Annotated in this window: 13 protein-coding genes; 12 read left to right on the top strand and 1 reads right to left on the bottom strand. The window is 58.4% G+C overall.

Features of this window, described 5'->3' with window-relative positions:
- Positions 1-180: 180 nt before the first annotated feature.
- Positions 181-498: a cold shock domain-containing protein gene (locus tag P5706_RS12910; protein ID WP_274598026.1), complete on the top strand. Its 318-nt coding sequence runs from the start codon at positions 181-183 to the stop codon at positions 496-498.
- A 78-nt stretch (positions 499-576) separates the two neighbouring features.
- Here P5706_RS12910 and icd read toward each other — a convergent pair whose 3' ends face one another.
- Positions 577-1,833, bottom strand: coding sequence for an NADP-dependent isocitrate dehydrogenase (gene icd / locus P5706_RS12905; protein ID WP_095015619.1), 1,257 nt, complete (start codon positions 1,831-1,833; stop codon positions 577-579).
- Positions 1,834-2,326: 493 nt separating this feature from the next.
- On the opposite strand from icd, the gene P5706_RS12900 reads away from it, so the two are divergent.
- The 11 genes from P5706_RS12900 (at position 2,327) to P5706_RS12850 (ending at position 14,688) form a co-directional block, all read left to right on the top strand.
- A complete protein-coding gene (locus P5706_RS12900) occupies positions 2,327-4,552 on the top strand; it encodes an NADP-dependent isocitrate dehydrogenase (protein ID WP_285679469.1) in 2,226 nt (741 codons plus the stop codon).
- Positions 4,553-4,763: 211 nt separating this feature from the next.
- Positions 4,764-5,210, top strand: a complete 447-nt coding sequence (locus P5706_RS12895; RefSeq protein ID WP_200431831.1) for an NUDIX hydrolase — start codon at positions 4,764-4,766, stop codon at positions 5,208-5,210.
- Between the two features lie 59 nt (positions 5,211-5,269).
- Entirely contained in the window at positions 5,270-6,394 is a 1,125-nt protein-coding gene (gene mnmA / locus P5706_RS12890) for a tRNA 2-thiouridine(34) synthase MnmA (RefSeq protein ID WP_285679468.1), read from the top strand.
- A complete protein-coding gene (hflD, locus tag P5706_RS12885) occupies positions 6,391-7,014 on the top strand; it encodes a high frequency lysogenization protein HflD (RefSeq protein WP_200431833.1) in 624 nt (207 codons plus the stop codon). The genes mnmA and hflD overlap by 4 nt, the downstream gene beginning before the upstream one ends.
- A 125-nt stretch (positions 7,015-7,139) precedes the next feature.
- On the top strand, positions 7,140-8,510 hold the full coding sequence (gene purB / locus P5706_RS12880; protein WP_017737156.1) for an adenylosuccinate lyase: 1,371 nt from the start codon (positions 7,140-7,142) through the stop codon (positions 8,508-8,510).
- 84 nt (positions 8,511-8,594) lie between these two features.
- Positions 8,595-9,761: a ribosomal protein uL16 3-hydroxylase gene (locus P5706_RS12875; RefSeq protein ID WP_285679467.1), complete on the top strand. Its 1,167-nt coding sequence runs from the start codon at positions 8,595-8,597 to the stop codon at positions 9,759-9,761.
- Positions 9,754-10,176 (top strand): GNAT family N-acetyltransferase, encoded by a 423-nt coding sequence (locus tag P5706_RS12870; protein WP_200431834.1) that lies wholly within the window; start codon positions 9,754-9,756, stop codon positions 10,174-10,176. The genes P5706_RS12875 and P5706_RS12870 overlap by 8 nt, the downstream gene beginning before the upstream one ends.
- A gap of 212 nt (positions 10,177-10,388) precedes the next feature.
- Positions 10,389-11,126 (top strand): secretin N-terminal domain-containing protein, encoded by a 738-nt coding sequence (locus P5706_RS12865; RefSeq protein ID WP_200431835.1) that lies wholly within the window; start codon positions 10,389-10,391, stop codon positions 11,124-11,126.
- 494 nt (positions 11,127-11,620) lie between these two features.
- Positions 11,621-12,946, top strand: a complete 1,326-nt coding sequence (gene aceA / locus P5706_RS12860) for an isocitrate lyase (RefSeq protein WP_003219577.1) — start codon at positions 11,621-11,623, stop codon at positions 12,944-12,946.
- 643 nt (positions 12,947-13,589) lie between these two features.
- Complete coding sequence (locus P5706_RS12855; protein ID WP_003219575.1) at positions 13,590-14,003, top strand: NADH-quinone oxidoreductase subunit A; 414 nt, start codon at positions 13,590-13,592, stop codon at positions 14,001-14,003.
- Between the two features lie 10 nt (positions 14,004-14,013).
- A complete protein-coding gene (locus P5706_RS12850; RefSeq protein WP_012724951.1) occupies positions 14,014-14,688 on the top strand; it encodes a NuoB/complex I 20 kDa subunit family protein in 675 nt (224 codons plus the stop codon).
- Positions 14,689-14,747 lie beyond the last annotated feature (59 nt).

The following is a 14,747-nucleotide window of genomic DNA, read 5'->3' as shown; positions in this document are numbered from 1 at the left end:
GGGCGACCTGTCAGATTTTCAACTACTGACCGGTTGGTCACCTTGACTATCGGCGAAACGGTGTTACAACCAATAGAACCCACAGTGGGTAAAAAAGGTCCGCGCAGTCAACCTTATTTATTCGGGTTAGGACGGATAAACTGGATGATACTCCAGTGATGGAGTCTGGTGCAGAGGGATATGGGTATGTCTGGCGTCAAGATCAGTGGCAAGGTCAAATGGTTTAACAATGCCAAGGGCTATGGGTTCATCAATGCGGATGGAAATTCCGGAGAAGACCTCTTCGCGCATTATTCAGCGATTACCATGGAGGGTTACAAGACGCTGAAGGCGGGCCAAGAAGTAGTGTTTGAAATTATTCAGGGCCCCAAAGGCATGCATGCTGTCGCAATCTGCGCCGCTTGCTCGGCCACACCCGCAACAGCCCACGACCAAACGCATGAAACAATACTCAAGGCAGATCAGCCTGATCAATCAAAAAAGAAACAACCAGCCTGATCAGTTTTCGAGGTAAAGACCGATAAAAAGCCGGCCACCCTGACTCGTCAGAATGGCCGGCTTTTTAATGGCCTCAATTTACATATGCGAAATCAACGCATCACCAAAGCCCGACGACGACACCAGCTTGGCGCCGTCCATCAAACGCTCAAAATCATAGGTCACGGTCTTCGCCGAAATCGCACCATTGGTGCCCTTGATAATCAAATCCGCCGCTTCAGTCCAGCCCATGTGCCGCAGCATCATTTCCGCTGACAGGATCAACGAACCCGGGTTGACCTGATCCTTGCCTGCATATTTAGGCGCAGTACCGTGGGTGGCCTCGAACATTGCCACGGTGTCGGAGAGGTTGGCCCCCGGCGCAATGCCGATACCGCCTACTTCCGCCGCCAGCGCGTCAGACAGGTAGTCACCATTGAGGTTAAGCGTGGCAATCACGTCATATTCCGCCGGACGCAGCAGAATCTGCTGGAGCATGGCGTCGGCAATGGCATCCTTGACTACCACATTCTTGCCGGTTTTCGGGTTTTTGAACTGCATCCATGGGCCACCGTCGAGCAGGGTCGCGCCAAATTCTTTTTCGGCAATACCGTACGCCCACTCTTTGAAGGCACCCTCGGTGAACTTCATGATGTTGCCTTTGTGCACAATGGTCAGTGAATCACGGTCATTATCCACTACATATTGCAGGGCTTTGCGCGCCAGGCGCTCGGTGCCTTCCTTGGAAACAGGCTTGACGCCAATGCCGCAGTCCTGGTCAAAACGGATCTTGGTAACACCCATTTCTTCCTTGAGGAATTTGATCACCTTGATGGCTTCCGGCGAACCGGCTTTCCACTCGATCCCGGCGTAAATATCTTCGGAGTTTTCACGGAAAATGGTCATGTCCACGTCGCCCGGCTTCTTGACCGGACTGGGCACGCCTTCAAACCAGCGCACTGGGCGCAGGCATACATACAAATCGAGCTGCTGACGCAGGGCCACGTTCAGCGAACGGATGCCGCCGCCAACCGGCGTGGTCAGCGGGCCTTTGATGGAAACCACGTAATCCTTAACCGCATCCAGGGTTTCCTGGGGCAGCCAGGTGTCCTGGTCGTAGACTTGAGTCGCCTTCTCGCCGGCATACACCTCCATCCAGGAGATTTTGCGTTTGCCGCCGTAAGCCTTTTCAACAGCTGCGTCGACCACCTTGATCATCACCGGGCTGATGTCGACGCCAATACCGTCGCCTTCTATATAAGGGATGATCGGTTGGTCAGGAACATTGAGAGAATGGTCTGCATTGACGGTGATTTTGTCGCCGACTGCCGGAACCTGAATCTTCTTGTATCCCATGCTGAACTCCATCTATGGATTGAACATCTGGCTGCGTTCGAGCCTACTCCAGATAAATGGCGACTGAAACCTCACGCCATGCTCATTTGCATCGAAAACAGCATAATTTGTCGCCTACAAGCCTGAAAGCAAAGGCAAAATCGCCAATCTTGAGCACATCGTGCGGCGCTCGCCGCGCTTTGTACCCTGCGACCTTTAGACCAATGGACGACACACCTTTTGTATGAAGGCTCGGCGTAAGCATAGCGACCTATGTATAATGCCGCCGCTGACCAAAGAGTCACGACGGCGGACCGCTCTAGAACAAAGCCTTCCGCTACAAAGCAGGACTAATACAATAGTCCACCCGCTTGACGCTCGACTGATGCAACCCAACATCACCGCGAAGAAACCTCGACATTTCGCTCATGGATGACTTTGAACGAACGCGCTCCACCCGGCGCATCTCGAGTTTCTGCGCACGCTTTCAGCAAAGAAGAGAGTTAATCCGAATATGCCCACCCGCTCGAAGATCATCTACACCTTCACCGACGAAGCCCCAGCCCTCGCCACCTATTCACTGCTGCCTATCGTAGAGGCCTTCACCGCTTCCGCTGATATTGCTGTGGAAACCCGCGACATTTCCTTGGCCGCGCGCATCCTCGCAAGCTTCCCCGAGCAACTGGGTACCAAGGCTATCGCGGACCACCTCGCCGAACTGGGCGACCTGGCCGTTACGCCTGAAGCCAACATCATCAAGCTGCCTAACATCAGCGCCTCGACCCCGCAGCTGCAAGCGGCGATCAAGGAACTGCAGGCCCAGGGCTACGCCCTGCCGGACTACCCGGAAACCGTAACCACCGACGCGGAAAAAGAAACCCGTGCACGTTACGACAAGGTCAAGGGCAGCGCCGTGAACCCGGTACTGCGCGAAGGCAACTCCGACCGCCGTGCACCGCTGTCGGTCAAGAACTACGCACGCAAGCACCCGCACAAAATGGGCGCCTGGGCTGCTGACTCCAAGTCGCACATCGCACACATGAGCAACGGCGACTTCTACGGCAGCGAAAAAGCCGTGCAGATCGAAGCCGCTGACGCCGTGAAGATCGAGCTGATCGCCAAAGACGGCACTGCGACCGTCCTGAAAGAAAAAACCTCGGTACAAGCCGGCGAAATCATCGACACCGCCGTGCTGAGCAAAAAAGCCCTGCGCGCGTTCATTGCCGCTGAAATCGAAGACGCCAAGAAGCAAGGCGTACTGCTGTCGGTGCACTTGAAAGCGACCATGATGAAGGTCTCCGACCCGATCATGTTCGGCCAGATCGTTGCCGAGTTCTATAAAGACGCCCTGGCCAAGCACGCTACCGTGCTTGAGCAGATCGGCTTCAACCTGAACAACGGCATCGGCGACCTGTACGCTCGCATCAAGGCTTTACCAGCCGAGCAGCAAGCGCAGATCGAAGCTGACATTCAGGCGGTCTACGCCGCTCGCCCTTCCCTGGCGATGGTCAACTCCGATAAAGGCATCACCAACCTGCACGTGCCGAGCGACGTGATCGTCGACGCCTCAATGCCGGCCATGATCCGTGACTCCGGCAAAATGTGGGGCACCGACGGCCAGTTGCACGACACCAAGGCGGTGATCCCGGATCGCTGCTACGCCACCATCTACCAAGCCGTCATCGAAGACTGCAAGGCCAATGGCGCTTTCGACCCAACCACCATGGGCAGCGTGCCAAACGTTGGCCTGATGGCCAAGAAAGCCGAAGAGTACGGTTCCCACGACAAGACCTTCCAGATCAAGGCTGACGGCGTGGTCCGCGTCACCGACAGCAAGGGCACCTTGCTGATGGAACAGGCTGTCGAAGCCGGCGACATCTTCCGCATGTGCCAGACCAAAGACGCGCCGATCCAGGACTGGGTCAAACTCGCCGTCAACCGTGCTCGCGCCAGCAACACCCCGGCCATCTTCTGGCTGGACCCACAGCGTGCGCACGATGGCGTGGTGGTCGAGAAAGTTCAGGCCTACCTGAAAGACCACAACACCGAAGGCCTGGACATCCGCATCATGTCGCCGGTCGACGCGATGAAATTCACCCTGGAGCGCACCCGCAAGGGCCTGGACACCATCTCGGTAACCGGTAACGTACTGCGTGACTACCTGACCGACCTGTTCCCGATCATGGAACTGGGCACCAGCGCCAAGATGCTGTCGATCGTGCCACTGATGAACGGTGGTGGCCTGTTCGAAACCGGCGCTGGCGGTTCGGCTCCGAAACACGTGCAGCAACTGGTTGAAGAGAACTTCCTGCGCTGGGATTCCCTGGGCGAGTTCCTGGCCCTGGCCGCATCCCTTGAGCATTTGGGTGTCACCTACAACAACCCGAAAGCCCTGGTACTGTCCAAAACCCTGGACCAAGCCACCGGCCAGTTCCTGGACAACAACAAATCGCCATCGCGCAAAGTCGGCAACATCGACAACCGCGGCAGCCACTTTTACCTGGCACTGTACTGGGCTCAAGCCCTGGCCGCCCAGACTGAAGACGCTGCACTGCAAGCGCAGTTCGGCGAACTGGCCAAGACCCTGACCGACAACGAGGCAACCATCGTTGCCGAGCTGAACGCCGTACAGGGCAAGCCAGTGGACATCGGCGGCTACTACGCGCCGAACCCGGAGCTGACCAGCAAAGCCATGCGCCCAAGCAACACCCTCAACGCGGCAATTGCCAAGTTGAAGTAAGGTTGTAAGGATGCAAAGAAGCCCCGGCCATGTGCCGGGGTTTCTGTTTGCGCCCCCGATTTCATTGAACAACCCCAATCAATTGTGGGAGCTGGCTTGCCTGCGATAGCGGTGGTTCAGCTGCATCTGGGTCAACTGACAGACTGCTATCGCAGGCAAGCCAGCTCCCACACTGAACGAGTTTCTTCAGTCATTACACATTGAGGCACTTATGACCTGGCAACCCCACATCACCGTCGCCACCATCGTCGAAGACAACGGCCGCTTCCTGATGGTTGAGGAACTCAAGGGCGGCCGCGCCGTGCTCAACCAGCCGGCCGGCCATCTGGACCCGCATGAAACCCTCACCGAAGCCGCCGTGCGCGAAACCCTGGAAGAAACCGGCTGGGACGTCGAAGCCACCGGCATTGTCGGCATCTACCTGTACACCGCCCCCAGCAATGGCGTGACGTACCAGCGCGTGTGCTTTACCGCCAAGGCACTGAAACACCACCCGGACTACCAACTCGATGAAGGCATCGTCCGCGCTCGCTGGCTGAGCCGTGAGGAGCTGATGGCCTTGCGCGACGACTGGCGCAGCGAGTTGATCATCCGCTGTATCGATGATTATCTGGCCGGCCAGCGCCATAGCCTCGAATTGATCCGCCCTTCTCTTTAGCCTTGCGGGCGTGAGCCTGTTAGAATCGCGTCCTTTTTCAAGACACCCGTTGAAACCCTATGCGTGATCCAGCCCCTTCTGACACACAAAAGAAGCGCGTCATCGTCGGTATGTCCGGCGGCGTGGATTCTTCCGTTTCCGCCGTTCTGCTCATGGAGCAGGGTTATGAGGTGGAAGGCCTGTTCATGAAGAACTGGGAAGAAGACGATGGAACGGAATATTGCACCGCCATGGACGACCTGGCCGACGCCCAGGCCGTGTGCGACAAGATTGGCATCAAGCTGCACACCGCCAACTTCGCCGCCGAGTACTGGGACAATGTGTTCGAGCACTTCCTGGCCGAATACAAGGCCGGCCGCACGCCGAACCCGGACATCCTGTGTAACCGCGAAATCAAGTTCAAGGCGTTTCTCGACTACGCGATGATCCTCGGTGCCGACCTGATTGCCACTGGCCACTACGTACGCCGTCGCGACGTCGACAACCGCACCGAGCTGCTCAAAGGCCTGGACCCGAACAAGGACCAGAGCTACTTCCTGCACGCCGTCGGCGGTGAACAGATCGCCAAGACCCTGTTCCCGGTCGGCGAACTGGAAAAGCCCGAAGTGCGCAAGATCGCCGAAAAACACGGCCTGGCCACCGCCAAGAAAAAGGATTCCACCGGGATCTGCTTTATCGGCGAGCGCCGCTTCAGCGACTTCCTCAAGCAATACCTGCCGGCGCAACCTGGCGAAATCAAAACCACCGACGGTGACGTGATAGGTCGCCATCATGGCTTGATGTACCACACCATTGGCCAGCGTCAGGGCTTGGGCATCGGCGGCCTTAAAGACGCCGGCGAAGAGCCGTGGTACGTGCTGGTCAAAGACCTGGAAAACAACGTGCTGGTGGTCGGCCAGGGCAACGAACACCCGCTGCTGTTCTCGGGCGCGCTGCTGGCTTCGGAGATCTATTGGGTCAACCCGATCGACCTGAACACGCCACGCCGCCTGACCGCCAAAGTGCGCTATCGCCAGAGCGACCAGCCCTGCACCCTGGAAAAAACCGCTACCGGCTACCGCGCCACCTTCGATGACCCGCAACGCGCGGTCACGCCTGGCCAATCGGTGGTGTTCTATGACGGCGAAATCTGCCTGGGCGGCGGCGTGATTGAAGTTGCCGAAGCCTGGAGCAACCCGGCATGAGCCCGACCCAGGAGCAATTGACGGCACTCGGTGGGGTTTTCCTCGCCGCCGTGCTGGTCGACAAGATCGCCAAGACCGGCCAGGTGACCGAAGCAGGCCTGACCTGCATGCTCGGCAGCCTGCTGATCCGCGACCCCAAGGACACCCTGGAAGTGTACGGCGGCGACGACCTGGCGCTGCGTGAAGGCTACCGCGCGCTGATCGGCGCCCTGGAGCGCGACCCGAACACCTTGCAACGTGAGCCGCTGCGCTATGCCCTGTCGATGCTCGGCCTTGAGCGGCAACTGGCCAAGCGCGACGACATGCTCGAAACCATCGGCAAACGCCTGCCGCAGATTCAGTCCCAGGTGGAACACTTCGGCCCGGCCCACGAAAACGTGATTGCCGCCTGTGGTGCGCTGTATCAGGACACTTTGAGCACCTTGCGCCAACGCATCCAGGTGCACGGCGACATGCGCAACCTGCAGCAACCGAACAACGCCTCGAAAATCCGCGCCCTGCTCCTGGCCGGTATTCGTTCGGCGCGGTTGTGGCGCCAGTTGGGCGGTCATCGCTGGCAGTTGGTGATCAGCCGACGCAAATTGCTCAAAGAGCTTTACCCGTTGATGCGCAACGAATAAGTCGCAGCAACCCGCTTTTTTTATAGCCTCACGCGTAATACGCCGGTCAGTTGGCGACGGACCGGCGGATTTTTTCATGTATGATACGCGCCCCATTTCGTTGCCCGACTGTCCGAGAACACCCCATGCAGCTCTCTTCGCTCACTGCGGTTTCCCCTGTTGACGGCCGCTACGCCGGCAAAACCCAGGCCCTGCGCCCTATTTTCAGCGAATACGGCCTGATCCGTGCTCGTGTTCTGGTTGAAGTGCGCTGGCTCCAGCGCCTGGCCGCTCACCCTGCCATCAGCGAAGTGCCGGCGTTTTCCGCCGAAGCCAACGCTGTGCTGAACACCCTGGCGGAAAACTTCTCCCTGGAGCACGCCGAGCGTGTGAAAGAGATCGAGCGCACCACCAACCACGACGTCAAAGCCATCGAATACCTGCTTAAAGAGCAAGCGGCCAAGCTGCCGGAACTGGCCCAGGTCAGCGAGTTCATCCACTTTGCCTGCACCAGCGAGGACATTAACAACCTGTCCCACGCCCTGATGCTGCGCGAAGGCCGTGATGACGTGATGCTGCCGCTGATGCGCCAGACCGCCAACGCCATCCGTGAACTGGCGATCCGTTTCGCCGACGTGCCGATGCTGTCGCGCACCCACGGCCAGCCGGCCTCGCCGACCACCCTGGGCAAAGAACTGGCCAACGTGGTGTACCGCCTGGAGCGCCAGATCGCTCAAGTCGCGGCCGTACCGCTGCTGGGCAAGATCAACGGCGCCGTGGGCAACTACAACGCCCACCTGTCGGCCTACCCGGAAATCGACTGGGAAGAAAACGCCCGTGCCTTCATCGAAGACGAGCTGGGCCTGGGTTTCAACCCGTACACCACGCAGATCGAACCGCACGACTACATCGCCGAGCTGTTCGACGCGATTGCGCGCTTCAACACCATCCTGATCGACTTCGATCGCGATATCTGGGGCTACATCTCCCTGGGCTACTTCAAGCAGCGCACCATCGCCGGTGAAATCGGTTCGTCGACCATGCCGCACAAGGTCAACCCGATCGACTTCGAAAACTCCGAAGGCAACCTCGGTATCGCCAACGCGCTGTTCCAGCACCTGGCTAGCAAGCTGCCGATCTCGCGCTGGCAGCGTGACCTGACCGACTCCACCGTACTGCGCAACCTCGGCGTGGGCTTTGCGCACAGCGTGATCGCGTACGAAGCCAGCCTCAAAGGCATCAGCAAGCTTGAGCTCAACGCGCAGAAGATCGCCGCTGACCTGGATGCCTGCTGGGAAGTGCTGGCTGAGCCGATCCAGACCGTGATGCGTCGCTACAACATCGAAAACCCGTACGAGAAGCTGAAAGAGTTGACGCGTGGCAAGGGCATCAGCCCTGAGGCGCTGCAAACTTTCATCGATGGCCTGGACATGCCAGCCGCTGCCAAGGCCGAGTTGAAACTGCTCACCCCGGCCAACTACATCGGCAACGCTGTAGAGCAAGCCAAGCGCATCTGATCAACGCGCGACCCTTTGAGACGCCCGGCCGCGCCGGGCGTTTTTATTCCTGTCTTAAAAGTGCTTTCTTTCAATAGGTTACACATGAATCCTGACATTCCTCTTCAACTTCTGGGCGGCATCACTGCACGGGAATTCCTGCGCGACTACTGGCAGAAAAAACCGCTGCTGATCCGCCAGGCCATCCCTGATTTCGAAAGCCCGATCGACGCCGACGAACTGGCCGGCCTGGCCCTGGAAGAAGAAGTTGAATCGCGCCTGGTGATCGAACACGGCGAACGCCCTTGGGAACTGCGCCGCGGCCCGTTCGCCGAAGATGCGTTCAGCACGCTGCCAGAGCGTGAGTGGACCCTGCTGGTGCAGGCCGTCGACCAATTCGTACCCGAAGTCGCCGAATTGCTCGGGCACTTCCGCTTTCTGCCCAGCTGGCGCATCGACGACGTAATGATCAGCTTCGCCGCACCCGGCGGCAGTGTTGGCCCGCACTTCGACAACTACGACGTGTTCCTGCTGCAGGCCCAAGGCAAGCGCAACTGGAAAATCGGCCAGATGTGCAATTCCGAAAGCCCGCTGCTGCAACACGCCGACCTGCGCATCCTGGCGGAATTCGAACAGAGCGAAGAATGGGTGCTGGAACCGGGCGACATGCTTTACCTGCCGCCGCGCCTGGCGCACTTCGGCATCGCCGAAGATGACTGCATGACCTATTCGGTGGGCTTTCGCGCACCGAGCGCTGCCGAAGTGCTGACCCACTTCACTGACTTCCTCAGCCAGTACCTGACCGATGAAGAGCGCTACACCGACGCCGACGCCCAACCGGTCAGCGACCCGCACCAGATTCAGGCGGACGCACTCGACCGCCTCAAAGGCCTGCTGGCCGAGCACATGAGCGATGAGCGCATGCTGCTGACCTGGTTCGGCCAGTTCATGACCGAACCGCGCTACCCGGAACTGGTCGCCGGTGAAGAATTGGGTGAAGAAGACTTTATCAGCAGCCTGGAAAATGGCGCGATTCTGGTCCGCAACCCGAGCGCGCGTATGGCGTGGTCGGAAGTGGACGACGATGTGCTGCTATTCGCCAGCGGCCAGAGCCGTTACCTGCCAGGCAAACTGCGCGAACTGTTGAAACTGGTGTGCTCGGCCGACGCCCTGCACAGCGAAAACCTCGGCATCTGGTTGGCCGACGAAGACGGTCGTGACCTGCTGTGCGAACTGGTCAAGCAAGGAAGCCTGGGATTTGCCGATGAATAAGATTCACGTAAGTGTCGCGGACTGGCAAAAGGATATCGCTGAGATTCGGCGCATTCGTGAGGCGGTGTTTATCGCTGAACAATCGGTTCCACCGGAGCTGGAGTGGGATGCGGATGACGCCGACGCTATGCATTTTCTTGCATTCGAAGGCGATTTTCCGATTGGCACCGCTCGCCTGCTGCCCAGTGGCGAGATTGGTCGTGTATCGGTACTCAAGGACTGGCGCGGGCTGAAGGTCGGCGACAAGCTGATGGAAGCCGTGATCGGCGCGGCCGAGAAACGTGGCCAGACCAGGCAGTTCCTGAGTGCGCAGGTGTATGCGGCGCCGTTTTATGAGCGGCTGGGTTTCAAGATCGTCAGTGACGAGTTCCTGGAAGTCGGGATTCCGCATGTTGATATGGTGCGCGAGGGTTAATTCGAGACCGAGTCGCCCTTATCGCAGGCAAGCCAGCTCCCACATTTGGAATGCATTCCCTTGTGGGAGCTGGCTTGCCTGCGATAGCGCCATCAGCGACACCCAAAATGCCCTGCCTGCCAGGGCATTTTGCCGTCTACGATTCAACTTGCGACCTGCCAGGCCGACAAACTGGCACTATCACGCCTAATTGACTCGCAGAGATAACGGACATGTCCCTACGCACCCTGCTCACCGCCCTCCTCTTCACTGCCAGCGCCTGCGCCATGGCCGACACCGAAGTCGTCAACCTGAGCAACCGTACCAGCGCCGACCTGCTGCCCGTCGCGCAAAACTTTATCGGCAAGGACGGCACCGTCAGCGCCTACGGCAACCAACTTATCGTGAACGCCGATCCCGGCAAGATCCAGGACCTGCGTGCGCTGCTGTCGCAACTGGACACACCAGCCAAACGCCTGTTGATCACCGTCGACAGCAACGAAAACAACCAGCAGAACACCGGCGACAGCCAAACCCGCATCATCAGCTACGGCACCGCCAGCCGCGATGGCGGCATCCAGCAGATCCAGGCCAGTGAAGGCGTGCCCGCGCTGATCCAGGTCGGCCAGAGCGTACCCCTGACCACCACGCAGCCCGACGCCTACGGTCGCCCGCAAAACCAGACCCAGTATCGCAACGTCACCCAGGGGTTTTACGTGACTGCCAGCGTCACGGGCGAGACCGTGCACCTGGCCATCAGTACTAACCGTGACCGCATGAGCCAGGAACGTCCCGATGTAGTGAATGTGCAAAGTACCGACACAACGGTCAGCGGGCGCCTGGGCGAATGGATCCCACTGGCGGGGATCAATCGCGAAACCCAAGCCGATAAATCCTCTACAACCCGCAGCTACTCTACTCAGGGCCGCGATGACCTGACTTTGCGGGTCAAGGTCGACACGCTGAACTAAAGCACCAAAATCTGACTGGCGAGTCGCATTAGACTAAAGATGTAGTGCTTTAAAAAAAGCACTACAAAACATTTGACGAGCCAAAAAAGCCTGTGCATGATGGCCTCGCTCCCGCTAATCAGGGGCCCTGGCAAGGGCCTTCGGATCGCCGCTCTAAGCTACCCACCTGAGCCGATTCGTGTCTGTACCGCCCACAAGGTGTGTTTGACGAGGTTGCGACTGGAACGAAGTTGTCCCGAGGGACGGAAGCTAACCAGGTAACCCGGCTACACACTGATGGATCGTACCAAGGCCCACGATGCCCGAAGACCGTTCGCAGTTTGCCCTTACCTGCTCAACTCCTCCTTGAGCTATTCGTTCATCCCGTCGCCTTCCCCGCCGAACCCGACTTGACCACCTAAGCTTCTGGTCAGCGAGCAGCCCCGCCCACGCATTGAATGCACGGCTGGCAAAACGGATGTTTTTCCAAACAAGACGCGACGAGGTTTTTCCCCATGGCACTGACACGCGAACAGCAAATTGCAGCCCTTGAAAAAGACTGGGCTGAAAACCCACGCTGGAAAGGCGTAACCCGCGCTTATTCCGCTGCTGACGTCGTCCGCCTGCGTGGCTCGGTTCAACCTGAGCACACCTTTGCAAAACTCGGCGCCGAGAAGCTGTGGAAGCTGGTCACCCAGGGTGCCAAGCCGTCCTTCCGCCCCGAAAAAGATTTCGTCAACTGCATGGGCGCCCTGACCGGCGGCCAGGCAGTTCAACAGGTAAAAGCCGGTATCCAGGCGATCTACCTGTCCGGCTGGCAAGTGGCTGCGGACAACAACTCCGCAGAATCCATGTACCCCGACCAATCGCTGTACCCGGTGGACTCCGTGCCAACCGTGGTCAAGCGCATCAACAACTCGTTCCGCCGCGCCGACCAGATCCAGTGGAAAGCCGGTAAAGGCCCGGGCGACGAAGGCTACATCGACTACTTCGCACCCATCGTGGCTGACGCCGAGGCCGGTTTCGGCGGCGTACTCAACGCCTACGAACTGATGAAGAGCATGATCGAGGCAGGCGCTGCCGGCGTGCACTTCGAAGACCAACTGGCGTCGGTGAAAAAATGCGGCCACATGGGCGGCAAGGTACTGGTTCCAACCCAGGAAGCCGTACAAAAACTGACCGCTGCACGCTTGGCGGCTGACGTTGCCGGCACGCCGACCATCATCCTGGCGCGTACCGATGCCAACGCGGCTGACTTGCTGACCTCGGACTGCGACCCGTACGACCAGCCGTTCGTGACTGGCGAACGTACCCAGGAAGGTTTCTATAAAGTGCGCGCCGGTCTCGACCAGGCGATCGCCCGCGGTCTGGCTTACGCGCCGTACGCCGACCTGATCTGGTGCGAAACCGCCAAGCCGGACCTGGACGAAGCGCGTCGCTTTGCTGAGGCGATCAAGAAGGAATACCCGGACCAACTGCTGTCCTACAACTGCTCGCCTTCTTTCAACTGGAAGAAGAACCTGGACGACGCGACTATCGCCAAGTTCCAGCGCGAACTGTCGGCCATGGGCTACAAGCACCAGTTCATCACCCTGGCTGGCATTCACAACATGTGGCACAGCATGTTCAACCTGGCGCACGACTACGCCCGCAACGACATGACCGCCTACGTGAAGCTGCAGGAGCAAGAGTTCGCTGACGCCGCCAAGGGTTACACCTTTGTGGCGCACCAGCAGGAAGTGGGCACCGGCTACTTCGACGACATGACCACCGTGATCCAGGGCGGCACCTCGTCCGTGACCGCACTGACCGGCTCGACCGAAGAAGAGCAGTTTCACTAAGTAGCGAGTACACGGCCAGTACGGCCCCACGGAAGACCTAACCGCACTGCCGCTTGATCTGACGCCCAGACTGGTTCGGGGCGTTTTTTTTGCCTGCTTGAAAAACCCACATATCATCTGTGGGAGCTGGCTTGCCTGCGATAGCGGTGGAGCAGTCGAAAAATCTGCTACTGACCCACCGCTATCGCAGGCAAGCCTGCTCCCACCTTAACCGTGTCGAACCTTGGGTTTTTGCGCAAAACATTGACCTGGAGCGGTATTTGCCTGAATCAAATCGGTTACAAGATCCCCTCCAGCAACTAGCAGCAACCCAGCAAGTAACAACAACTTCCCGCGCCACACGAGAAACATTCGCTTAAACCCCACGCAAACAATATTCATTATCATTTAGCGCATGAAAACTTCTTTACAGCTTAAACAAAACACATTTGATTAAATGCCCGCTAATGCCCGGCCCACAAGGGCTACAGCCCCAAGAAGGTGCACTATGTGCTTATTCCATCGAATAATTTCGCTATCGGAATTTTACTTGCCCGGTGTTTAGCCATAAAATCACCGCGATTGATTGCGCTGCGACATATCGTCACTGCATCGTTACTTTTTCGAGCTCAGAGACCTTTGCTCTCTGTTAAGGATTTCCAGCATGACCGAAGCGACAGGACTCATGGCCCACAACTGGGGCTTTGCCATTTTCCTCCTCGGTGTTGTCGGCCTTTGTGCCTTCATGCTCGGCGTCTCCAGCCTCCTCGGGTCAAAAGCCTGGGGCCGCAGCAAAAATGAACCGTTCGAGTCCGGCATGCTGCCTACAGGTGGCGCCCGCTTGCGGCTCTCAGCCAAATTCTATCTGGTCGCGATGCTGTTCGTGATCTTCGATATCGAAGCCCTCTTTCTCTTTGCCTGGTCTGTGTCCGTCCGCGAAAGCGGCTGGACCGGATTCGTCGAAGCCCTCGTTTTCATAGCAATTCTGTTGGCAGGCCTTGTCTACCTATTCCGAGTGGGCGCCCTTGACTGGGCTCCGGAAGCTCGTCGTAAGCGGCAAGCGAAGCTGAAACAATGAGGCTTTGGCGATGCAATACAATCTCACCAGGATCGACCCGGATGCTCCTAACGATCAGTACCCTATCGGCGAACGGGAAACCGTTTCCGATCCGTTAGAAGATCAAGTCCACAAAAACATCTACATGGGCAAACTCGAAGACGTGCTGAGTGGCGCGGTCAACTGGGGGCGTAAAAACTCCCTGTGGCCGTACAACTTCGGCCTTTCGTGCTGCTACGTGGAAATGACCACCGCCTTCACGGCGCCCCACGACATCGCGCGCTTTGGCGCCGAAGTTATCCGGGCATCACCACGCCAGGCGGATTTCATGGTTATCGCCGGCACCTGCTTTATCAAGATGGCGCCGATCATTCAGCGTCTCTACGAGCAAATGCTCGAGCCAAAGTGGGTTATCTCCATGGGTTCGTGCGCCAACTCCGGTGGCATGTACGACATCTACTCCGTCGTTCAAGGGGTGGACAAGTTCCTGCCCGTGGACGTCTACGTGCCTGGCTGCCCGCCCCGCCCTGAAGCTTTTCTGCAAGGCTTGATGCTGTTGCAGGAGTCGATCGGCAAGGAGCGTCGTCCGCTTTCCTGGGTGGTCGGTGATCAAGGCGTTTATCGCGCCGAGATGCCGTCACAAAAGGAACAGCGCCGCGAACAGCGAATCGCAGTCACCAACCTGCGCAGCCCCGACGAAGTCTGATCCAGCACCGCTTCTTTTATAGAACGAAAACCTGGCTTCATTCTTTACGTTGACCGAAA

It is taken from the genome of Pseudomonas sp. ChxA, from assembly GCF_030263855.1.
Classification (GTDB): domain Bacteria; phylum Pseudomonadota; class Gammaproteobacteria; order Pseudomonadales; family Pseudomonadaceae; genus Aquipseudomonas; species Aquipseudomonas fluorescens_CB.
Note: the sequence above shows the minus strand (reverse complement) of the source record. Positions and strands in the feature narration are given on the sequence as shown.